The sequence below is a fragment of the Aromatoleum sp. genome (assembly GCF_032027225.1).
Taxonomy (GTDB): domain Bacteria; phylum Pseudomonadota; class Gammaproteobacteria; order Burkholderiales; family Rhodocyclaceae; genus Aromatoleum.
The window spans coordinates 123,404-144,624 of sequence record NZ_JAVSMM010000006.1; the positions used below are offsets into that span (position 1 = coordinate 123,404).

A 21,221-nucleotide genomic window follows, 5' to 3' on the forward strand; every position below is an offset into this window, starting at 1 on the left:
AATCTGCGCGGCGGCGGCCTCAGCCAGGTAGCAGCACGCCGGCCGTGCGGATCGCCTCCTGGTACTCGCCTGAAGACTCCTCGATGATCCGGATCGCGGCTTCGACGTTGCCGTGGCCCGCCATCGAGTCCGCATCCTCACGCAACTTGCCGGCGCGCAGCAGGTGCGCTTTCATCCCGGACTCGTTCGGTCCGCCCGGAGGCACGAGCAAGGGCACGAGCATCCTGTAGCTTTCGTTGCGATCCAGCTCGTAACGGTACTCGTCCTGCGGAGTGTCGAACTGCAGCGCGCGGACGAGCGTCTCACCGCCCCGCAGCCGTTCGAGTTGGACCTTCGCGCGCAGGTACGCATGGTCGAGGACCGCGCGCCCGCGCCTCACCTGCTGTTCGGCGACCAGACCGTCGGCCTGCCGCAGCAGCCGGTCGATCACGCCGACCTCCGCGCGGGCGGTTTCGTCGCTCTTTTCGCCGGCCACCCGCACCAGCGCGTCGCGCAGCGTCTTCGTCGACTCCATTCGCGCCACGTAGCCGTTGCGCTCGTCCGGTCCGGCCGGCTCCCCGCGCGGCGCGAGCGCAGAAGTTCCAAGGTGCTGCTGCATCAGTTCGATGATCGCGAGCTTGCTGCCGAGATAGGCGTCATCGAGCAGCACCCTCGCGTCGGCGAGCCGGCCTTCCGCGAGCGCCGCTTTCGCAGCGTCCATCTTCAATTCGCCGGCGCGGATCACCGCGTCGTTGTCGACCTTGTTCTGCTTGCTGACCCGCTTGAGCGCCTCATTGAGGCCCTTCGCGCTGTCGAACAGGCGTGCGAAGTCATCGCGCTGGCGCGCCGCGCTCACCGCGGCGACCCGGCTGGAGGAGACGTCTGCAAGCGCCTCCCAGCAAGGGAGGATTCCCGCCCCGGCGAGCAGGAGCGCGTAAATCGCGCGTTTCGATTTCTTCGACATGATGACTCCCCTTCTCGTGACAACAGGAATCCGGTGGCGGCGACGGCACCCGTCAGGTCGCCCGGGCGGGTACGGCCGGAGTGCCGATCGCACCCCCAGCATCCGTCCTGATATGTCACAAGTTTATCTCAATACCCATACTTGGATAATGGTCGGAGTTCACGCTGAGCGAATCATTCTTCCGCGACGATCCTCCACGCATACATCACACTCGCTTCCGAAAACACACGGCCGGTCTCCTCGTCGCGCCAGGACACCACCCCGCGGGGATCGACTCCGAGAAAACGCCAGCGGCGGTGCTCGCCGCTGCACAGTTCAATGACGTAGACGCATCCCTCCCGCGCTTCCATTTGCCCTTCTCCTCGTTCGACGGCCGCGATGCGACCGATCGTGTTCGTTGCGACCGACCGAGCCGCGCCGCTGCGAGCGAAACGCGGCGAAGCATGCGACGGCCGATTAGAATGCGGGACATGAAAGCCGCCTCGACCGTCGTCGCCACCCGCATTCTCGGACTCGATCCGGGGCTGCGCATCACCGGCTTCGGCGTCGTCGACAAGCTCGGCACCCAACTACGCTACGTCGCGAGCGGCTGCATCCGCACGCGCGACGGCGAATTGCCCGGCCGCTTGAAGACGCTGCTCGACGGTGTGCGCGAGGTGGCGGCCGCCTACACGCCCGACCAGGTCGCGATCGAGAAAGTGTTCGTCAACGTCAACCCGCAATCGACGCTGCTGCTCGGCCAGGCGCGCGGCGCGGTGATCTGCGGCGCGGTGTCGCTGGACCTGCCGGTGCATGAATACACCGCACTGCAGGTCAAGCAGGCAGTCGTCGGCTACGGCAAGGCGGCGAAGGAGCAGGTGCAACACATGGTGCAGCGCCTGCTCGAACTGGACGGCAGCCCGAGCGCCGACGCGGCCGACGCGCTCGCCTGCGCGATCTGCCACGCGCACGGCGGACAGGGCTTGTCCGGCACGCTCGCGGCCCTCGGAAGCCGTCGCCGGGCCGGTCGTATCCTCGTCGCGCCCGACGCCGGCTGAGGGGCGTCCCGGCTGCCCGCTCCCGCGCGCGGCAGCGCCACGCGCGGCCTCTGCTCGCTCAAGCTTTCGGCACGCGCCCCATCAGGAAGAACTCGTCGTTCGGGCGCATGCTCGAGACGTTCGCGAGGCGGTTGCTCATCGCGAAGAACGCCGCGATCGCACCGATGTCCCAGATCGCATCGTCGGTGAAGCCATGCTCGCGCAGCGCGGCGAAGTCGGCGTCGTCGACCGTCGCCGAGTCGAGCGAGACCTGCATCGCGAAGTCGAGCATCGCGCGCTGGCGCGGCGTGATCTCGGCCTTGCGGTAGTTCGTCGCGACCTGGTCGGCCACGCGCGGGCTCTTCGCACGGATGCGCAGGATCGCGCCGTGCGCGACGACGCAGTAGAGGCAACCGTTCGCGCCCGAGGTCGCGACGACGATCATCTCGCGCTCCGCCTTCGTCAGCCCTTCGTCCTTTTCCATCAGCGCATCGTGGTAGGCGAAGAACGCGCGGAACTCCGCCGGCCGGTGCGCGAGCGTGAGGAACACGTTCGGCACGAAGCCGGCCTTCTCCTGAACCGCGAGGATCTTCGCGCGGACGTCTTCGGGCAGGTCCTTCAACTCCGGCACCGGGAAGCGGCTGATCGGGCGTTCGCTCATGTTTTTTCTCCCTTTTCGTTCAACGAGACTTCGATTATCGGTCAGTGATCGACGTTCACGATCAAGCGCCCCCGGACCTGTCCTGCAAGCAGTTCGCCGGCGAGCCGGATCACGTCGGAGAGGCCGACTTCGTGCGAGATCAGATCGAGGTGCTGAGGATCGAGGTCGCGCGCAAGGCGCTGCCAGGCCTCGATCCGCTCCTCGCGCGGACAATAGACGCTGTCGATGCCGGCGAGCGTGACGCCGCGCAGGATGAAGGGCGCGACGGTGGCCGGAAAATCCATGCCTTGCGCGAGCCCGCACGCGGCGACGACCCCGCGGTATTTCATCCCGGCGCAGACGTTCGCGAGCGTGTGGCTGCCGACGGTGTCGACCGCGCCCGCCCAGCGCTCCTTCGTCAGCGGTTTGCCGGACGTCGAGAACTGCGCGCGATCGACGATCTCGGCGGCGCCGAGCGCCTTCAGATATTCGACCTCGTTCGGGCGGCCGGTCGACGCAACGACGCGATACCCGAGCCTCGCGAGCAAGGCCACGGCGACGCTGCCGACGCCGCCGTTGGCGCCGGTGACGAGGACCTCGCCGTGCGCGGGGGTCACGCCGAGCTGCTCGAGCCGCATCACGCACAGCATGGCGGTATATCCCGCGGTGCCGATCGCCATCGCCTGCTTCGGCGAAAACGCGGCGGGCAAGGGCACGAGCCATTCGGCATTCACGCGCGCCTTCTGCGCGAGGCCGCCCCAATGTCCTTCGCCGACACCCCAGCCATTGAGCACGACGGTGTCGCCGACCTTGTGCGCGGCGTTCGAAGTCTCCTCGACCGTGCCGACGAGGTCGATGCCCGGGACCATCGGGAACTTGCGCACGACCGGGCCCTTGCCGGTGATCGCGAGGCCGTCCTTGTAATTCAGCGTCGAGTACGCGACGCGCACCGTCACGTCGCCCTCGGGCAAGCGTGCGTCATCGACGTCGGTCAGCGTCGCCCGGTAGCCCGCATCGTCCTTTTCGATCAGCACAGCCTTGAACATGTTGCCTCCTGAGGTGAAGCGCCGACCGGCGCAACAAGTCGGCAGGAATGATTTCGGCGAACGGCACGACCGGGCGCGGGGGCACGCGGGGCCGCGCACAGGACGGGACTTTGCCGATCGCCCCGAATACGACGCCACCAACCCGAACAGCACATCGGCTGGCGCCTCGCCGCCGTTGCGGTGCTCACGCCAGCAAGCAGCGAGCCCACCAGGTCGCCCGTGCAGGCCGATGGGCACGAACGTTTCCTGCCACTGCAGCGATCCGTTTCCGGGCGCAACCTCGACCGGCACGTGCGTCGCCGACCGACCCTGATCGCGGTCACGGGCGCTGTTCAGTCGCGCGCAGGCGAAGCCGCTCCCGCTGCGCGCGAAGCCTCCGGCGTACCTGCGCTCGGTGGAACGCCGTCGCGCAGCAAGCGGGCGGCGACCAGGCCATTGACGAGGCCGAACAGCGTCGCCGCCGCGGCGAAGACCGGGACGAGGTAGAACACCCCGTCATGCGGCACGAGCCATAGCCGCGCGAGCACGAGCTGGCCGCCGATGTGCGCGAACGCCGCGAACACGCTCAGACTGACCGGGCCGAACCAACGCCGCGGCAGGTGCATCGAGACGCCGAGCGCAGCGAGGCTCGTCAGCGAGCCGGCGAGGCTGAGGAAGAATCCCGGCGCGAACAGCTGGCCGAGCAGCAGATTGCTCGCGAACACGCGCAACAGCGCGACCCACACCGCGTCGCGCCAGCCCCAGCGCATCAGCACGATCAGGATCACGATGTTCCCCAGCCCGGGCTTGACGCCGGGCAGCGGCAGCGGGATCGCGGCCTCGGCGACCGTCAGCACGATCGCCGCGGTCGCGAGGCGAGCGATGCGCCGGTCGTCGGCGGTCGGATGGATCTCAATAGTTGAGGGAGTCATAGTCCGCCGTGCCGCCGCTCAAGCTGAGGCTGACTTCATTCGGCGCGCAGATTGCGACCGAACCCGCCCGAGTCAGCCAGCCCTGTCGGACGCAATACTGGCGCGGCCCGGGGTCGGCGGCGACGCGCGCACGGCCCGGCTCGATCTCGATCCGCGTGACGCCGAGCGGGCCCGGCACCTCGACGACCTGCGCGCGCGCGAGACCGTACTGGCCCACCACCTTGCCGCCGGCGCGGACGATCGCCTTGTCCGGCGCGCCGCCGCGCCACAGCAGCAGCGCGGCCAGGACGCAGACGGCGACCGCGGCGACGAGGGTCGCGAAATCGCCCGGCCGCAGCAGCGCCGCCCATTCGGCGACGCGCCCGCGATTCACTTTCCGCTCGCAGCCGCCGCGCCCTGATCGAGGATACGGCGCGCGGCCGAGCGGTGGCGGACGAGCACGCGAACCTCGTCGCGGAAACGCGCGCCGAGCCATTCGGCGATATATACGGAGCGGTGCTGGCCTCCTGTGCAGCCGATCGCAACGGTGAGGTAGCTGCGGTTGTCGCGCGCATAGGCCGGCAGCCAGTTCGCGACGAAGCGCCGGATGTCCTCGCACATCTGGCCCACCTCGGGAACGCTTTCGAGAAACTCGATCACGCAGGCGTCGCGGCCGGTGAAGGGGCGCAGGACCGGGTCGTAATGCGGGTTCGGCAGGCAGCGCACGTCGAACACGAGGTCGGCATCGAGCGGAATCCCGTACTTGAACCCGAACGACTGGAACATCAGCGTGAGGCCCTCGGTCGGTTCGATCTCGAGGAAGTCCTTGATCCACGTGCGCAGCGTGTTCGGCTGCAGGTCGCTCGTGTCGATGTGATGGCCGAGTTCGGCGATGCCGGCGAGCGCATCGCGCTCCTTGTGGATCGCCTCGGCGAGCGTGACCTCCTCGTCCGCGAGCGGATGGGTACGCCGCGTCTCCGAAAAGCGTGCGATCAGCGTGTCGTCGCGGGCGTCCAGAAAGATCACGCGCAGGTCCGACGTGATCCCGCGCAGCCGCTCGACCTGCTGCGGCAGTGCCGCGATGCTGGTTCCGGAGCGGACGTCCACGGCGACGGCTACCCGGCGGTAGCCGGCCGCCTGGAGATCGATGATCAGTTCCGGCAGCAGCGTCGCCGGCAGATTGTCGACCGCAAAATAATCAGCGTCCTCCAGCACCTTCAGCCCGATGCTCTTGCCGGACCCGGAAACCCCACTGATCAGCACGATCTGCATGACGAATCACTCCGCATTTCGCGACGATTATGGCGAAAGTCGTAGGCGATCGCCAGCGCCGGACGGGCGGCCGAAGGTCCGCGGCGGCGCTCAGGCCGCGACGAGCCGGTCGCCGTCGCGCCGCACGACGCCGGCACGGAGGAGTTCCGCGACGAGCCAGTCGGCGAGCGCGTCGAACGTCATGCCGAGGAAGCGTTCGTTCGCCTCGCGATACAGCGGCACGCGCGCGAGCTGCTCCGCGACCGCATCGAGCGCGATGCTGCGGGTGTCGAGCAGCGAAAACGTCATGCACGCGCGGATCGCGTTACGCGCCATGCGGGCGCCGTCCTCTTCGAACGCGCGCAGCCGGGCGAACGCGCGCGCCAGCGCGTCGTCGACTTCGACGAAGGGCGCACCGTGGCCCGGAATCACGACGTCGATCGGCAGGCGTGCGATCGCTTCGAGCGTGCGACGCGCCGCGCCTATGCCGTCGCCGCTGCCGAGCACGTCGGCGAACAGGATTCCGAAGCCGTCGCGCCACAACGCATCGCCCGAAATCAGCGTCCGCCGGTCGGCGCTGTAGAACACCAGCGCGTCCATGTCGTGCCCCGGCGCCGGCAGCGCCTGCCATTCCAGATTCGCCATCTCCAGCGTGTCGCCGGCGCACACGACGTCGTCCGCGCGAAAGCGCTCGCCGAGTTGCTCGGCGGTACTGAGCAGCAGCGCCGCCTCGTCCCACGTCGCGACCGCCTCGGCGATACCGGCCGGCACCGAGATCGTGCAGTCGAACTCGCGCTGCAGTGCGGCGTTGCCGCCGATGTGGTCCGAGTGCGAGTGGGTGTTGATCAGCCGCCGCAGTTGTCGGCCGTCGAGCGCCTCGCGCACCAGCGCGACCGTCTGCGGCGCGTGACTGACGTAGCCGCTGTCGATCAGCGTCGCGTCGCGCTCGCCGTCGAACAGCACGACGTTGTTCGCGGACAGCCAGCCGCGTTCGAGCACCTGCACGCCCGGCGGCAACGAGACCTTGCTCATTCCGTGCCCTCCCCGACCAGCGCGACGACATTCGGCGGCAGCAGCGCGGGTTGCGGCGCCGCTGGCAGCGGCGGTGCGGCGGGCACGCCTTCGATCTCCTCCGCAGTGCGGCCGCAGCCGAGACACACGCCCGAATCCCAATCGATCATGCAGACGCCGACGCACAACGCATCGTTCATCGGAAAACCTCCGGCGATGTTCGATCCGTCGTGCCGACTCGGCGTGCAGCTTCGCGCCGTGTCGCGATCACCGACAGGATGCGGCGCTTGCCGTGGTCGTCCTGCCGGCTCCATCCAGCGATTTCATCGAGGGTCCGGAAACAGCCTTCACAGAGGCCGGTGTCGGCCGTCATCCGGCAGACATTGATGCAAGGGGAAGGAACGCTCATTTCTCGTCGGGGGGAATCGTGTTGTGGTTGTCGTTGTTGGGCCGTTGTCGTTGCAGCGGGTTCCGCCCGGAGGCACGCGCGCTGCGCGCGGGAGGCGACTCAGCGCTGCGGCACCCACGCTGCCGGACGCTTCGCGAGGAAGGCGTCGAGGCCCTCCTTCGCTTCCGGCGTAACCCGCAGGTCGGCGATGCGGCGCGAGGTGTCCTCGACGACTGCGTCGTCGACCGGACGGTTCGCGACGGCCCGGATCAGGTCCTTCGCCGCCGCCTGTGCCTTCGGCCCGCCGGCGAGTAGCGCGGCGACGACCTCGGCGATCTTCGCGTCGAGTTGCTCGGCGGCGGTGACTTCGTGCGCGAGGCCGACTTCCTTCGCGCTAGAAGCGTCGATCCGCTCGGCCGTCTGGAAATAGCGGCAGGACTGGCGTTCGCCGATCGCCCGGATCACGTAGGGACTGATCGCCGAAGGGATGATGCCGAATTTCACTTCGGAAGTCGCGAACACCGCCTTGTCGGACGCCACGCAGATGTCGCAGGCGCTCGCGAGCCCCATGCCGCCGCCAAGCGCCGCACCCTGCACGCGCGCGATCGTCGGCTTGCGCATCTCGGCGAGCGTGCGCAGCATTCCGGCGAGCTTGCGTGCGTCGGCGAGGTTCTCCTCGACGCTCGCCTCGCCCGCAGCCTTCATCCAGTTCAGGTCGGCGCCGGCCGAAAAGCTTTTTCCCCGTCCGGCGAGCACGACCACACGCACTGCGTCGTCCGCGTCGAGCGCGCGGCACGCGGCGGTGATGTCGGCGATCAACTGCGCGTTGAAGGCGTTATGCACGTCCGGCCGGTTCATCCACACGGTCGCGACGCCGTGCTCGACGACGATTTCGAGGGTTTCGTACATTTCTTCGTCTCCTGTGTTGTTCTGTTCGACGCGCGGCGCACGACGCGCCGTCACCGCCAGGGCTCTACGCGGCCCTGTTCCCGGAATACGAAATAACAACTCGCGACCGACGTTAGGGCGGATGAGCCGAAGGCCTATCCGCCGCATGAATCACGTCGGGAACATCGTTTCATGCGGCGGAAGACGCTGCGCTTTCGGCTGCGCCAAAACTTTCGTTTCCCGCCCTGCGCCGCCGAGCCGGATGCCCCCGGCTCTTTTGCCTACGCTTACTGCGCCAGCGAACGACCGATCACGAGGCGCTGGATGTCGCTCGCGCCTTCGTAGATCTGGCATACCCGCACGTCGCGGTAGATGCGCTCGACGGGGAAGTCGCTGACGTAGCCGTAGCCTCCGTGGATCTGGATCGCATCCGAGCACACCTTCTCCGCCATCTCGGAAGCGAAGAGCTTCGCCATCGACGCTTCCTTCAGGCAGGGCCGGCCGGCGTCCTTCAGGCTCGCGGCATGCCAGACGAGCTGGCGCGCGGCTTCGAGCTGCGTTGCCATGTCGGCGAGGCGGAAGTTCACCGCCTGGTGCTCGAAGATCGGCTTGCCGAAGGTCTCGCGCTCATGCGCGTACTTCACGGCAGCTTCCAGCGCTGCTCGCGCCATGCCGAGACACTGCGCGGCGATGCCAATGCGGCCCGCCTCGAGGTTCGACAGCGCGATCTTGTAGCCCTCGCCTTCGGCACCCAACAGCGCACCTGCCGGCACGCGGCAGTTCTCGAAGAGGATCTGCGCGGTGTCCGAGGCCTTCTGGCCCATCTTCTCCTCGATGCGCGCGACGATGTATCCCGGCGTGTTCGTCGGTACGAGGAAGCACGAGATGCCCTTCTTGCCGGCAGCCTTGTCGGTCACCGCAAAGACGATCGCAACGTCGGCTTCACGGCCGGTCGTGATGAACTGCTTCACGCCGTTGATGACCCAGGAATCACCCTCATTGTCCTTCACTCGCACCGCGGTCGTCTTCAGCGCGGCGGCATCGGAACCGACATGAGGCTCGGTCAGGCAGAAGCAGCCGAGCTTCTCGCCGCGCGCGAGCGGCTTCAGCCACTCGTCCTTCTGCGCGTCGTTGCCGTAGCGGTTCGGGATGCCGCAGGCGAGCGAGTTCTGCACGCTGACGATGGTCGAGGTCGCGCCGTCGCCGGCTGCAATCTCTTCCAGCGCGAGCACGAGGCTCACGTAGTCCATTCCCGCGCCGCCCCACTGCTCGGGCACGACCATGCCCAGCGCGCCGAGCTCGGCGAGCTCGCGCAAAGCCTCGCGCGGAAAGGTGTGGTTGCGGTCCCATTCAGCGGCGAAAGGGGCCAGACGCTCCTGCGCGAAAGCGCGCAGGGAGTCGCGGATCATTTCCTGTTCTTGCGCGAGGATCATTTACGCGAGCTCCACCGCCACCGCCGTCGCTTCGCCGCCGCCGATGCACAGGCTTGCGACACCGCGCTTCTTGCCGTACTTCTTCAGCGCGCCGAGCAGCGTGACGATGATGCGCGCGCCCGAAGCGCCGATCGGATGGCCCAGCGCGCAGGCGCCGCCATGCACGTTGACTTTGTCGTGCGGCAGGTCGAGTTCCTTCATCGCCGCCATCGTGACGACCGCGAAGGCTTCGTTGATCTCCCACAGGTCGACCTGGTCCTTCGTCCAGCCGGCCTTCGCCAGCACCTTCTGCATCGCGCCGACCGGGGCGGTCGTGAACCACTTCGGCTCCTGCGCATGCGTCGCGTGGCCGACGATCGTCGCGAGCGGCTTCAGGCCCAGCTTGTCGGCAGTCGAGCGGCGCATCATCACAAGCGCGGCGGCGCCGTCGGAGATCGAGGACGAGTTCGCGGCGGTGACGGTACCGTCCTTCGCGAACGCGGGCTTCAGGCCTGCGATCTTGTCGATCTGCGCCTTCGGCGGCTGCTCGTCCTTGTCGATGACGACGTCGCCCTTGCGGCCCGACACCGTAACCGGCGCGACTTCCCACGCGAAGCTGCCGTCCTTGATGGCGGTCTGCGCACGCGTCGTCGAGGCGATCGCGAACTCGTCCTGCGCACTGCGCGTGAAGTCGAAATGGCCCGCGCAGTCCTCAGCGAAGGTGCCCATCAGGCGCCCCTTGGTCTCCTTCGAGTAGCTGTCCTCGAGGCCGTCGTAGAACATGTGGTCGAGCATCTGGCCGTGGCCGAGGCGATAGCCGCCGCGCGCCTTCGGCAGCATGTAGGGCGCGTTCGACATCGACTCCATGCCGCCCGCGACCATCACGTCGTTGGTGCCGGCCACCAGCAGGTCGTGCGCGAGCATCGTCGCCTTCATGCCCGAGCCGCACACCTTGCTGATCGTCGTGCAGCCGGCGGACAGCGGCAGGCCGGCGCCAAGCGCCGCCTGGCGGGCCGGCGCCTGGCCGACGCCCGCGGGCAGCACGCAGCCCATCAGCACTTCCTCGACCTGCTCGGGAGCGATCCCGGCGCGTTCGACGGCGGCCTTGATCGCGACAGCGCCGAGCTGCGGGCCGGTCAGGCCGGCGAGCTCGCCCTGGAAACCGCCCATCGGCGTGCGTGCGGCGGAAACGATAACGACGGGATCCTTCATGTTTCTCTCCTGTAGAACAGCTTGTCAGTCCGGCGTTCGCGCCGGTGTTTCGAGTGGACGCAAGGCGGAAAACGCGGCTCCGGCGCCGCCGGGAACGAAGGGTTTTCCGCCAAAAAAACGTCCGGTATTAATTTCATGCATCGACGGATAGCGCTTTCGGCTCATCCCCATATGGCATCCGTCGATCTTGCGCTCAACCCAGCGTCTCGAGCGCCGCGACGTAACGCGGCATCAGGTCTTCGGCGCGGCGCACGTTCAGTCCGAGGTCGCGCACGAGACCGTTCTTCAGGCCGTAGATCCAGCCATGAACCGTCAGCGGCTGGCCGCGCTTCCAAGCATCCTGGACGACGATCGTCTGGCATAGATTGACGGCCTGTTCGAGAACGTTCAGTTCGCACAGCCGATCGTGCGCGAGTTCGGACGGCAGCGCATCGACCTCGGCGCGGTGCTTGACGTGGACGTCCTGCACGTGGCGCAGCCACAGATCGACGAGCCCGACGCGCTCGCGCCCGAGCGCCGCCTTCACGCCACCGCAGCCGTAATGTCCCACCACCATGATGTGCTTGACCTTCAGCACGTCGACGGCGAACTGCACGACCGACAGACAATTGAGATCGGTATGCACGACGACGTTGGCGACGTTGCGATGCACGAACACTTCGCCGGGCAGCAGACCGATGATCTGGTTCGCGGGCACGCGCGAGTCCGAGCAGCCGATCCACAGGTACTCGGGCGCCTGCAGCTTCGACAGCTTCTCGAAGAAACCCGGATCGGCCTGCTGCATCCGCTGCGCCCAGGCGCGGTTGTAGTCGAACAGGTGGAACAGGTTTTCGTTCGCGACGTCCTGCTCGGACCAGTTCTCGAGATCGAGCGCGAGGAAGATCGTGCCCTCGATCGGCGTCGGATAGTAGGCCGGCGCCTCGGTGAAGCCGAGTTCGCGGTAGAGCTTCACCGCGATGCGCATCGCGGGCAGCGTGTCGAGCAGGACACGTCGGTAGCCGATCTCCTTCGCCGCGCGGATCGCCGCGAGTGCAAGCGTGCGGCCCACGCCGAGCCCGCGCAGCTCCGGCTCGACGTAAAGGCGCTTCATCTCGCAGACGCCTTCCGAGAACGGCCGGATGCCGACGCAGCCGGCAGCCTTGCCGTCGACTTCGGCGAAAAAGAGCCGCCCTTGCGGCGCGGAATACGCACCGGGCAGCGATGCCATTTCCTCGCCGAAGCCCTGAAACCCGAGGTCGACCCCGAGCCATGCGGCGTAATTGCGAAAGAACTGGCGGACGTGCTCGACCGCCGCGCCGTCCTCGTTGCCTACCAGGCGAAGCTCGATTGCCATTGAAATTCCGTTCCGTTTGCGCCGCCTTTCGACAGCACGATTCGCCTCTCCCGCGCCGTCCGCGGGCGACCGTGCGCAGCAGGCGACCGCCTAGACGCGTTCCTTCTTGCCGTGCATCGCCATGATCGTCTGCTGCATCACCGCGCACAGCGTCCATTGCTCCTGTTTCACCGCGAACACTTCTGCGCGGGTGATCAGCAGCGTGCGGCCGGGCTTGATGACTTCGCCGCGCGCGACGAGACGATCGCCGTCGGCCGGGGCGACGAGGTTCAGTTTGTATTCGACGGTCAGCACGCTGGTGTCGGCCGGCGTCAGGGTGTTCGCCGCGTAGCCGGCGGCCGAATCGGCGATCATGCCGACGACGCCGCCGTGGATTACCCCGTGCTGCTGCGTGATTTCCGGCTTGAACGGCAGATGGATCTCGGTGTAGCCCGGCTCGACGACCGCCAGCTCGGCGCCGATCAAGGTCATCGCCTGCTGCAGGACGAAACTCGCGTGAACGCGCTCGGCGTACGCCGCATCCTTCGGCTGAAAAATCGGCATCTCGCGATTCATTCCGTCCGCTCCGGGGGATTTTTTGTTGTCGTTACGTTTACGTCAACGTAAACTAATCATCAAAAAAATCAAGCTTCGCTACGCATCCGTCGCACGACTTTGGCCCGCTCCTCCGTCGCCTTCGCAGGGTCGTGGCCAAGCAGCTCGGAGCACTGTTTCTCCAGCATCGCGATCTCGCCGAGCACCGCCTCGATGTCCTCGCGCTGCTGTTCGAGCGCTTCGCGGCGATCGGCGAGAACGACGAGGAAACGCAGCAGTTGCGCGGCCGGATTGCGGACGCCGCCGTGCATCTCGAGCAGCTCCTTGATTTCGGCGAGCGACAGTCCGAGGCGCTTGCCACGCAGCGTGAGCTTCAGGCGCGTGCGGTCGGCTTTCGTGTAGATGCGGGAACGTCCCGCGCGGGCGGGCTTCAGAAGGCCCTGGTCCTCGTAGAAGCGGATTGCGCGCGGCGTGACGTCGAAGTCGCGTGCCAGTTCGGTGATCGTGTAGGTTTGTTCGCTTGCCATTGGCGGACGCCCGAAGTAAAAACGACCCGAGCCGCCGGATGCGGCACTGCGGGAAGACGAAAAAGTTAATCAGAATTCAGGGGTTTGGGCAATCGACGATTGCGCCGCCCTCGCAACGGAGAGATCACGATGAACAGCATCAACGCACTGCAGTATCCGTTCGACGACACCCCGGCGGGCGGGGAAACCTTCGCGGTCGCGCCCGGTGTGCGCTGGCTGCGGATGCCGCTTCCCTTCGCGCTCGACCATATCAACCTGTGGCTGCTCGACGACGGCGACGCCTTGACCGCGGTCGATACCGGCCTCGGCGCCGACGAGATCCGCGCGCACTGGACCACGGTTCTGGAACGCGACGCGCGCCCGGTGTCCCGGGTCGTCGTCACCCATCACCATCCGGACCATCTCGGTCTCGCGAGCTGGCTGGCCGCGCGCGACGGCGCGCCGGTACTCATGACCCAGGGCGAATTCCTCGCCGGCCACGCGATCTGGAACCAGATGCCGGGGATGTGCGTGCCGGACATGGTGGCGCAGTTTCGCGCGCACGGCCTCGACGATGCGCGCCTCGAAGCGCTCGCCACCCGCGGCAACGCGTATCGACGCGGGGTGCCGGAACTGCCCCGTTGCTTCCATCGCCTATTCGACGGCGACCAGATCCGGATCGGCGACAAGGACTGGCGCGTCATCGTCGGCTACGGGCACGCACCCGAACACGCGAGCCTCTACTGCGAACAACTTGGCATACTCATTTCGGGTGATATGCTGCTGCCGCGCATCTCGACGAACATCAGCGTCTACGCGGCCACTCCGGAGGGCGATCCGCTCCGCTGGTTTCTCGAATCGCTTAATCGCATCAAGGACTTGCCGAACGACACGCTCGTGCTACCATCGCACGGTCGACCATTCCGCGGCATCCGGGAAAGGGTCGCGCAGCTCGAAGCGCATCACCGCGAACGTTGTGACGAATTGTTGCAAGCGATGACTGCGCCAAGCACTGCCGGCGACCTGCTGACGACACTTTTTCCCCGGCCGCTGGATACGCATCAGGTGATGTTTGCGATGGGAGAGGCAATTGCTCACCTGAATTACCTGGTCGGCAAAAATGAGTTGCGTAGGTCAGCCGCACGGGACGGTCTGGTCCGATTCGAACGCATGAGATGAAAAACAGGAGCATTACTTAGATGTCAGCACCCGCCCCCGAGACCCTATTTGCCGAGCTTCCGGACCCGAAAGAGGTTGCGAAGACGTACGCCGAGGTCGCGCAGCGCGCCTCCCACCTGATCAGCGAGCACGTTCAACGCCAGTTGAAGAAAGGCGTCGCCACGCCGAGCGACGAGCTCGGCATCGCCCAGGCCTTCATGGACATGATGGCCAAGCTGCTCGCGAATCCGTACCGGCTCGCACAGTCGCAGATGAACCTCGTCTGGGACTACTTCTCGCTGTGGCAGCACTCGATGCTGCGTGTGATCGGCATGCACGGCGCGCCGATCGCCCAACCGGAGAAAACCGACAAGCGCTTCAAGGACGAGCAGTGGGAAGAGCACTTCCTGTTCGACTTCATCAAGCAGTCCTACCTGATCGCCGCGCGCCACGTGCATGACACGGTGTGCTGCGTCGAGGGTCTCGACGAGCAAACGCAGAAGAAGGTCAATTTCTACACGCGCCAGTACATCGACGCGCTGTCGCCGTCGAACTTCGCGCTGACGAATCCGGAAGTGTTCCGCGAGACCGTCAAGAGCAACGGGCAGAACCTGATCAAGGGCCTGAACAACCTGCTGCGCGACATGGAAGACGGCGGCGGCCAGATCCGGGTCAAGATGACCGACACGACCGCGTTCGAGCTCGGTCGCAATGTCGCGACGACGCCTGGCAAGGTCGTGTTCCAGACCGACATGATGCAGCTGATCCAGTACACGCCGACGACCGACAAGGTTCTCAAGCGCCCGCTGCTGATCGTGCCGCCATGGATCAACAAGTTCTACATCCTCGACCTGCGCGAGAAGAACTCGTACATCAAGTGGTGCGTCGACCAGGGCCACACGGTGTTCGTGATCTCGTGGGTCAACCCGGACGAGCGCCAGGCCGAGAAGACGTTCGAGTCCTACGTGCACGAAGGCATCATCGCCGCGCTCGACGCGATCGAGAAGCAGACCGGCGAGAAGGAAATCAACGCCTGCGGTTACTGCCTCGGCGGCACGCTGCTCGCGACGACACTCGCCTACCTCGCCGGCAAGAAGCAGAAGCGCATCGCGAGCGCGACCTTCTTCACGACGATGACCGATTTCGCCGAACCGGGCGAGCTCGGCGTCTTCATCGACGAAGGCCAGGTGTCGAGCCTCGAAAAGAAGATGTTCGAGCGCGGCTACCTCGAAGGCTCGGAGATGGCAGGCACCTTCAACATGATGCGCGCGAACGACCTGATCTGGTCCTTCGTCGTCAATAACTACCTGATGGGCAAGGATCCGTTCCCGTTCGACCTGCTGTACTGGAACTCCGACTCGACGCGCATGCCGGCGAAGATGCACAGCTTCTACCTGCGCACGATGTACATGGAGAACCGACTGGTCGAGCCGGGCGGCATCGTCATCGACGGCGTGCCGATCGATCTGTCGAAGATCAAGGTGCCGTGCTACTTCATCTCGACGCTCGAAGACCATATCGCGCCGTGGAAGAGCACCTACATGGGCGCGCAGAGACTGGGCGGCCCGGTGCGCTTCGTCCTGGGCGGCTCCGGCCACATCGCCGGCATCGTCAATCCCCCGGTCGCGAACAAGTACGGCTACTGGCTGAACCCGGCGGCGAAGCTCGCGAAGGACGCCGACGCGTGGTTCGAAGGCGCGCAGCACCAGCAGGGGTCGTGGTGGACCGACTGGCAGGCGTGGGTCACGCCGCAGGATCCGGAGCAGACCGACGCGCGCGATCCGTCCACCGGCAAGCTGAAGGTGCTCGAGGACGCCCCGGGCACGTTCGTCAAAATCCGCCTCGACGCGACGAGCGTCACCTGATCTTCGGCCGCACGTGATCCACGCGAGGGGGCGCCGCCCCCTCGCCGTCGTTTACGCCGCCGATCCCGACCGCTTGTGGTCCGGCGCATGCGGACCTTCCCCGGCAAGTGCCGCAACCCGGTCCGCGCGGGGAGTGTGCTCCGATGGACGTGGGCGCTTGCCAGGCGTCGTCGGCGTTCCGATTCCTTCCCCTCTGCCGGGTCGCACCGGCGCCAATCTCCATTGCGATTCCCGATGCCGGACTTCCCGCCGCCCCGCCTGGTCCTCGACACCAACACCGTCATGGCCCTGTGGTTCTTCGAAGACCCGCGGCTCGCACGCTTGCGCGACGCGATCGAGCACCACGCGCCGCCGCTGCTCGCGCGCGCCGACACACTCGAGGAACTGCGCCACGTGCTCGCCTACCGGCAGTTCGGCGCGAGCCCCGACCGTCAGCGGGACATCCTCGACGCCTACACCGCACGCGTGACGCTTGCCGAGCCCATGGACCCCACGGACGGGGACGACCCGCTCTCCGTCCCGGCACTGCCGACATGCCGCGACAGAGACGACCAGAAGTTTCTCGAAGTCGCGCGCGACGGCCGCGCGAGTCATCTGCTCAGCCGCGACAAGGTACTGCTGAAGCTCCATCGCCACCGGCTCGTGCGCGGGCTTTTCGCCGTCGTGACGCCCGAGAGCTTTGCGGCAACACTCGAAAGCGACTGAAGAATGACGGCGGGCGAGCGCGCCCGAGCTCTCGGCTGGCGTACCCGCCGGCTACGGCCGGACTTTTCGCTCCGTCCCCGAGCGACAGGTCGGGGTGAGCGAAGCGATACGACAAATGTCGCGCCGGGGCCGAACGCACTCGCTGACGACCGCAGCTTCATCCGCATCGCCCCACATCGCGTGCACCGCTCGCGAAAACCTCCGCGTCGGCCCTCCACCCCCGCGTAACCCGCTGGGCGGGGCCTTCGCCGGCGGCCTCACAGCGACGCAAGCCTTCCCCCATCCGCTATCTCGCTGCGCAAGCGCGCGAGATAGCGCAGCCCCGCCGCGGCGCGGCTGCCGTACCAGGACGTCATTTCCCCGTCGATCAGCACGGCCGGCCGGCGCGCGAGGCGCTCGACTTCGCCGAGGTCGGCTTCGCTGAAGCGATACGGCTCGGTCGACAGGAACACGCGCGCCGCACCCGAGATCGACGCCCAGTCGACTTCCGGATAGCGGTTCGCCGACGCTTCGGGCAGCGTCTGCCAGCCGACGGCGGCGAGCGTCGACGAAATGTAGGTTTCCCGCGAGACGGTCATCCACGGAGCCCGCCAAATCAGGTACAGCACGCGCTCGACCGGCAATGCAGCGGCGACCACGCGAGCTTCGGCGAACGCGGCGTCGAGATCGGCGACGAGCCGTTCCGCTTGGGCCTCGCTGCGGAAGATCGCGCCGAACATCCGATACAAGCCGATGTTGTCCTCCGGCCGGCACGGATGCGTGACGATCACGTTCGGGACGAACTCGGCGAGCTCGTCGACCGTCTCGCGCCGGTTCTCGTCGATGTTCACGATCAGGTGAGTCGGGGCGAGCGCGCGCACGACGTCGAGTTTCACATCCTTGGTGCCGCCGACCTTCGGGATCGGCTTCAAGGTTTCGCGCGGATGGATGCAGAAGCCGGTGCGTCCGACGAGCCGGTCGACGAGGCCGAGGTCGCAGACGAGCTCGGTGAGCGACGGCACGAGCGACACGATACGCACCGGGCCGTCCGCCGGGCGGTGGCGAGTGCCCACCGCGTCGGTCAGCACATCGGAGGCGTTGGAGAAGGCGGATACTTCCATGGCAGATCGCGATCGAAGGGAAAGAGGGAGTCGATTGTAGGCGACGGCAGCGACCGCAGTTCCATTGCTGCACGTCGGCTCAGCCCAACGGGAGGTCAGGATGCGCGTCGGGGTGCCGAAGGAAATCAAGGTCCATGAGTACCGGGTCGGACTCACGCCGGCGAGCGTCCGCGAAGTCGTTGCGGGCGGGCATCGCGTGACCGTCGAACACGACGCCGGCGCCGGCATCGGCGCGAGCGACGACGATTACCGGCGGGCGGGTGCGCAGATCGCGGACACCGCGGAGCAGGTGTTCGCCAGTGCCGAACTGATCGTCAAGGTCAAGGAACCACAGCCGCAGGAGCGTGCGTGGCTGCGCCCGGACCACGTCCTCTTCACCTACCTCCACCTCGCGCCAGACCCGGACCAGGCGCGCGATCTCATCGCGTCCGGCGTCACCGCGATTGCCTATGAAACCGTCACCGACCCCGGCGGCGGGCTGCCGCTGCTCGCGCCGATGTCGGAGGTCGCCGGCCGGATGAGCGTGCAAGCCGGCGCGCACTGCCTCGAGAAAGCCGCGGGCGGCCGCGGCGTGCTGCTCGGCGGCGTCCCGGGAGTGGAGCCGGCGCGCGTCGTGATCCTCGGCGGCGGCGTGGTCGGGGCGAACGCCGCGCTGGTCGCGCTCGGAATGGGCGCGGAAGTGCGCGTCATCGACCGCTCCGTGCCCGCGTTGCGCCGCCTCGACGAGCGCTTCGGGCCGCGCCTCGCGACGCTGCACGCGAGCGCCGAGGCGATCGAGAACGCGGTCGTCGATGCCGACCTCGTGATCGGCGCCGTTCTCGTCGCCGGCACGACCTCTCCCAAGCTCGTCGGCCGCGACCTCGTGCGCCGCATGCGGCCCGGAGCGGTGATCGTCGACGTCGCGATCGACCAGGGCGGCTGCATCGAGACTTCGCGGCCGACGACACACGCGGACCCGACCTTCGTCGTCGACGGCGTCGTGCATTACTGCGTCGCGAACATGCCGGGCGCGGTCGCGCGCACTTCCACGTTCGCGCTCAACGCCGCGACCTTGCCGCACGTGCTCGCGATCGCCGGCAAGGGATGGCGTGCGGCGCTCGCGCAGGATCCCCACTTGCTGCAGGGGCTGAACGTATGCGCGGGACACCTCACGCACAAGGGTGTCGCCGCCGCGCTCGGACTCGGGTTCCGGCCGGCGGGAGAAATGTTGTGAAAAGGGGGTGAAGCGCCCGCGCCACACAACTGCTGCCCGATTGGCTGCGGGTGCTGCACTGCGGTAAGCTCTGCGCCCGCGCTAACGCCCCTTCCCCGGGAGTTCCCATGTCGACCGTCGATCCTGCGGAAGATCCGTCACCCGCGATGGCATCCGGCCCCGGCCGCCCGCCCGCGGTCGATGCCGACACCGACACTCCCGCTTCCCCACACGGCCACCGCGCAGGGATCACCGGACTTGCGGTCGCCGCGATCGGCGTCGTCTACGGCGACATCGGCACCAGCCCGCTCTACACGCTGAAGGAAGTATTCAACGGTCCGCACGCGGTGCCGGTGACGCCGGAGAACGTCTACGGGATCCTGTCGCTCGTGTTCTGGGCGCTCGTTTTCGTCGTCTCGGCGAAATACGTGGTCTTCATCACGCGTGCCGACAACCGCGGCGAAGGCGGCATCATGGCGCTGACCTCGCTCGTGCTGCGCACGGTGCCGCCGGGACGCAAGGCGTGGCTGCTGTCGGTGCTGGGCGTGTTCGGCGCCGCGCTGTTCTACGGCGACGGCATGATCACTCCGGCGATCTCGGTGCTGTCCGCAGTCGAAGGCCTCGAAGTCGCGACGCCCGCGTTCCGCCCCTACGTGCTGCCGATCGCGCTCGTCGTGCTGTTCGCGCTCTTCCTGATCCAGCGCCGCGGCACCGGCAGCGTCGGCAAAGTGTTCGGCCCGGTGATGCTGTGCTGGTTCATCGTCCTCGCGGCGCTCGGCATCCGCGGCATCATGCTGCATCCCGAGATCGTCGGTGCGCTCGACCCGCGTTGGGCGCTGCGCTTTTTCGCCGACATGCCGCTCGTCGGCTGGCTGTCGCTCGGGGCCGTGGTGCTCGCGATCACCGGCGGCGAGGCGCTGTACGCCGACATGGGGCATTTCGGCCGGCGCCCGATCAAGTTCGCGTGGTTCCTGGTGGTGTTTCCCGCGCTGTACCTGAACTATCTCGGCCAGGGCGCGCTGATCCTCGACCATCCCGAAAACCTGCGCAACCCGTTCTACCTGCTCGTGCCCGACGCACTCGTCTACCCGATGGTCGCGATGGCGACGCTGGCGACGATCATCGCGAGCCAGGCCGTCATCTCGGGCGCCTATTCGCTGACCCGCCAGGCGATGCAGCTCGGCTACGCGCCGCGGATGCGCACGATCTTCACGTCCGAGCGCGAGATGGGCCAGATCTACGTGCCGAGCATCAACTGGATGCTGCTCGGCGCGGTCGTCGCGCTGGTCGTCGGCTTCCGCTCGTCGAGCGCGCTCGCCTCCGCGTATGGCATCGCGGTCACGCTGACGATGATGATCGACACGCTGCTCGCCTTCGTGGTCGTGCGCGCGCTGTGGGGCTGGGGCAAGGCTCGGGCGGCGCTGTTCCTCGTCGTGTTCCTGACGGTCGACATCGCGTTCTTCTCGGCGACGACCGTGAAGATCCTCGCCGGCGGCTGGTTTCCGCTCTTGATCGGCATGCTGATCTTCACGCTGCTGACGACGTGGAAACGCGGCCGGGACATGCTGAACGCGCGCATCCGCAGCGACACGATGCCGCTCGACACCTTCATCCAGTCGATGTTCGCCAGCCCGCCGCCGCGCGTCGACGGGACGTCGGTGTTCCTGACCACATGGCTCGAAGGCGTGCCGCGCGCCTTGCTGCACAACCTCGTGCACAACAAGGTGCTGCACCGCCGCGTCGTGCTGCTGACGGTCGAAACCGCCGACGTGCCGCACGTGCCCGACAGCGAGCGCGTCGCGGTCGAGGAGCTCGACTACGGTTTCTTTCGCGTGCGCGTGAACTACGGCTTCATGGACGACCCCGACTTGCCGGTCGCGCTGGAACGCTGCGCCGAATTCGGGCTGAAGTTCCAGATGATGGAAACCTCGTTCTTCCTCGGCCGCGAGACGCTCGTGTCGCGCGTCGCTGGGGGCATGGCGCGCTGGCGCGAGAAGCTCTTCATCCTCATGTTCCGCAACGCCGGCAGCGCGGCGGACTACTTCCGCATTCCGCCGAATCGCGTCGTCGAACTCGGCACGCAAATCGAGCTGTAGCAATGCGGCCGGGCGGGACGGCGCCCGCTTCGGCC

The 21,221-nt window shown here is 67.2% G+C and carries 22 protein-coding genes and 1 pseudogene; 6 read left to right on the plus strand and 17 right to left on the minus strand.

Annotated elements, in window-relative coordinates; translation table 11 throughout:
• Window positions 1-19: 19 nt before the first annotated feature.
• Window positions 20-943 carry a hypothetical protein gene (locus ROZ37_RS09080; RefSeq protein WP_312658998.1) on the minus strand — a complete coding sequence of 308 codons (924 nt, stop codon included), beginning with the start codon at window positions 941-943 and terminating at the stop codon, window positions 20-22.
• Window positions 944-1,116: 173 nt separating this feature from the next.
• The gene (locus ROZ37_RS09085; protein WP_312658999.1) at window positions 1,117-1,293 is read right to left on the minus strand and encodes a hypothetical protein; all 177 of its coding nucleotides are present in this window, start codon (window positions 1,291-1,293) and stop codon (window positions 1,117-1,119) included.
• Between the two features lie 120 nt (window positions 1,294-1,413).
• Between ROZ37_RS09085 and ruvC the strand changes: the two genes are divergently transcribed.
• The gene (ruvC, locus tag ROZ37_RS09090) at window positions 1,414-1,980 is read left to right on the plus strand and encodes a crossover junction endodeoxyribonuclease RuvC (RefSeq protein WP_312659000.1); all 567 of its coding nucleotides are present in this window, start codon (window positions 1,414-1,416) and stop codon (window positions 1,978-1,980) included.
• A gap of 58 nt (window positions 1,981-2,038) precedes the next feature.
• Here the strand turns inward: ruvC and ROZ37_RS09095 are convergent, their stop codons facing one another.
• From ROZ37_RS09095 to ROZ37_RS09160, 14 genes and pseudogenes are all read right to left on the minus strand, one after another.
• Entirely contained in the window at window positions 2,039-2,620 is a 582-nt protein-coding gene (locus ROZ37_RS09095; RefSeq protein ID WP_312659001.1) for a peroxidase-related enzyme, read from the minus strand.
• A gap of 41 nt (window positions 2,621-2,661) precedes the next feature.
• Window positions 2,662-3,645 (minus strand): MDR family oxidoreductase, encoded by a 984-nt coding sequence (locus tag ROZ37_RS09100; RefSeq protein ID WP_312659002.1) that lies wholly within the window; start codon window positions 3,643-3,645, stop codon window positions 2,662-2,664.
• Between the two features lie 332 nt (window positions 3,646-3,977).
• Entirely contained in the window at window positions 3,978-4,556 is a 579-nt protein-coding gene (locus ROZ37_RS09105) for a Gx transporter family protein (protein WP_312659003.1), read from the minus strand.
• Window positions 4,537-4,929 (minus strand): NusG domain II-containing protein, encoded by a 393-nt coding sequence (locus tag ROZ37_RS09110; RefSeq protein WP_312659004.1) that lies wholly within the window; start codon window positions 4,927-4,929, stop codon window positions 4,537-4,539. The genes ROZ37_RS09105 and ROZ37_RS09110 overlap by 20 nt, the downstream gene beginning before the upstream one ends.
• A complete protein-coding gene (gene rapZ, locus ROZ37_RS09115) occupies window positions 4,926-5,807 on the minus strand; it encodes an RNase adapter RapZ (RefSeq protein WP_312659005.1) in 882 nt (293 codons plus the stop codon). Before rapZ ends, ROZ37_RS09110 begins: the two co-directional genes overlap by 4 nt.
• A gap of 90 nt (window positions 5,808-5,897) precedes the next feature.
• Window positions 5,898-6,818, minus strand: a complete 921-nt coding sequence (locus ROZ37_RS09120; RefSeq protein ID WP_312659006.1) for an MBL fold metallo-hydrolase — start codon at window positions 6,816-6,818, stop codon at window positions 5,898-5,900.
• Entirely contained in the window at window positions 6,815-6,997 is a 183-nt protein-coding gene (locus tag ROZ37_RS09125; protein WP_312659007.1) for a DUF1289 domain-containing protein, read from the minus strand. The genes ROZ37_RS09120 and ROZ37_RS09125 overlap by 4 nt, the downstream gene beginning before the upstream one ends.
• Window positions 6,994-7,206 (minus strand): DUF1289 domain-containing protein, encoded by a 213-nt coding sequence (locus ROZ37_RS09130; protein WP_312659008.1) that lies wholly within the window; start codon window positions 7,204-7,206, stop codon window positions 6,994-6,996. Before ROZ37_RS09130 ends, ROZ37_RS09125 begins: the two co-directional genes overlap by 4 nt.
• A gap of 99 nt (window positions 7,207-7,305) precedes the next feature.
• Window positions 7,306-8,094 carry an enoyl-CoA hydratase/isomerase family protein gene (locus ROZ37_RS09135; RefSeq protein ID WP_312659009.1) on the minus strand — a complete coding sequence of 263 codons (789 nt, stop codon included), beginning with the start codon at window positions 8,092-8,094 and terminating at the stop codon, window positions 7,306-7,308.
• A gap of 266 nt (window positions 8,095-8,360) precedes the next feature.
• Window positions 8,361-9,506 carry an acyl-CoA dehydrogenase gene (locus ROZ37_RS09140; RefSeq protein WP_312659010.1) on the minus strand — a complete coding sequence of 382 codons (1,146 nt, stop codon included), beginning with the start codon at window positions 9,504-9,506 and terminating at the stop codon, window positions 8,361-8,363.
• Window positions 9,507-10,697 carry an acetyl-CoA C-acetyltransferase gene (locus ROZ37_RS09145; RefSeq protein WP_312659011.1) on the minus strand — a complete coding sequence of 397 codons (1,191 nt, stop codon included), beginning with the start codon at window positions 10,695-10,697 and terminating at the stop codon, window positions 9,507-9,509.
• 193 nt (window positions 10,698-10,890) lie between these two features.
• Window positions 10,891-12,048 (minus strand): annotated as a pseudogene (gene can, locus ROZ37_RS09150) (carbonate dehydratase); the annotation flags it as partial.
• Between the two features lie 72 nt (window positions 12,049-12,120).
• Window positions 12,121-12,585: a PaaI family thioesterase gene (locus tag ROZ37_RS09155; RefSeq protein WP_312659012.1), complete on the minus strand. Its 465-nt coding sequence runs from the start codon at window positions 12,583-12,585 to the stop codon at window positions 12,121-12,123.
• A gap of 68 nt (window positions 12,586-12,653) precedes the next feature.
• Window positions 12,654-13,091 carry a MerR family DNA-binding transcriptional regulator gene (locus ROZ37_RS09160; RefSeq protein WP_312659013.1) on the minus strand — a complete coding sequence of 146 codons (438 nt, stop codon included), beginning with the start codon at window positions 13,089-13,091 and terminating at the stop codon, window positions 12,654-12,656.
• A 129-nt stretch (window positions 13,092-13,220) separates the two neighbouring features.
• Between ROZ37_RS09160 and ROZ37_RS09165 the strand changes: the two genes are divergently transcribed.
• The 3 genes from ROZ37_RS09165 (at window position 13,221) to ROZ37_RS09175 (ending at window position 16,798) form a co-directional block, all read left to right on the plus strand.
• Complete coding sequence (locus tag ROZ37_RS09165; protein WP_312659014.1) at window positions 13,221-14,249, plus strand: MBL fold metallo-hydrolase; 1,029 nt, start codon at window positions 13,221-13,223, stop codon at window positions 14,247-14,249.
• Between the two features lie 20 nt (window positions 14,250-14,269).
• A complete protein-coding gene (locus ROZ37_RS09170) occupies window positions 14,270-16,093 on the plus strand; it encodes a class I poly(R)-hydroxyalkanoic acid synthase (RefSeq protein ID WP_312659015.1) in 1,824 nt (607 codons plus the stop codon).
• 234 nt (window positions 16,094-16,327) lie between these two features.
• Entirely contained in the window at window positions 16,328-16,798 is a 471-nt protein-coding gene (locus tag ROZ37_RS09175; RefSeq protein WP_312659016.1) for a putative toxin-antitoxin system toxin component, PIN family, read from the plus strand.
• A gap of 257 nt (window positions 16,799-17,055) precedes the next feature.
• Here ROZ37_RS09175 and ROZ37_RS09180 read toward each other — a convergent pair whose 3' ends face one another.
• Window positions 17,056-17,898, minus strand: coding sequence for a helical backbone metal receptor (locus ROZ37_RS09180; protein ID WP_312659017.1), 843 nt, complete (start codon window positions 17,896-17,898; stop codon window positions 17,056-17,058).
• A gap of 100 nt (window positions 17,899-17,998) precedes the next feature.
• Here ROZ37_RS09180 and ald point away from each other — a divergent pair, with 100 nt between their 5' ends.
• Together ald and ROZ37_RS09190 are read left to right on the plus strand one after the other, a co-directional pair.
• Complete coding sequence (gene ald, locus ROZ37_RS09185) at window positions 17,999-19,111, plus strand: alanine dehydrogenase (protein ID WP_312659018.1); 1,113 nt, start codon at window positions 17,999-18,001, stop codon at window positions 19,109-19,111.
• Window positions 19,112-19,218: 107 nt separating this feature from the next.
• Complete coding sequence (locus tag ROZ37_RS09190) at window positions 19,219-21,186, plus strand: potassium transporter Kup (RefSeq protein WP_312659019.1); 1,968 nt, start codon at window positions 19,219-19,221, stop codon at window positions 21,184-21,186.
• The last annotated feature ends 35 nt before the right edge of the window (window positions 21,187-21,221 follow it).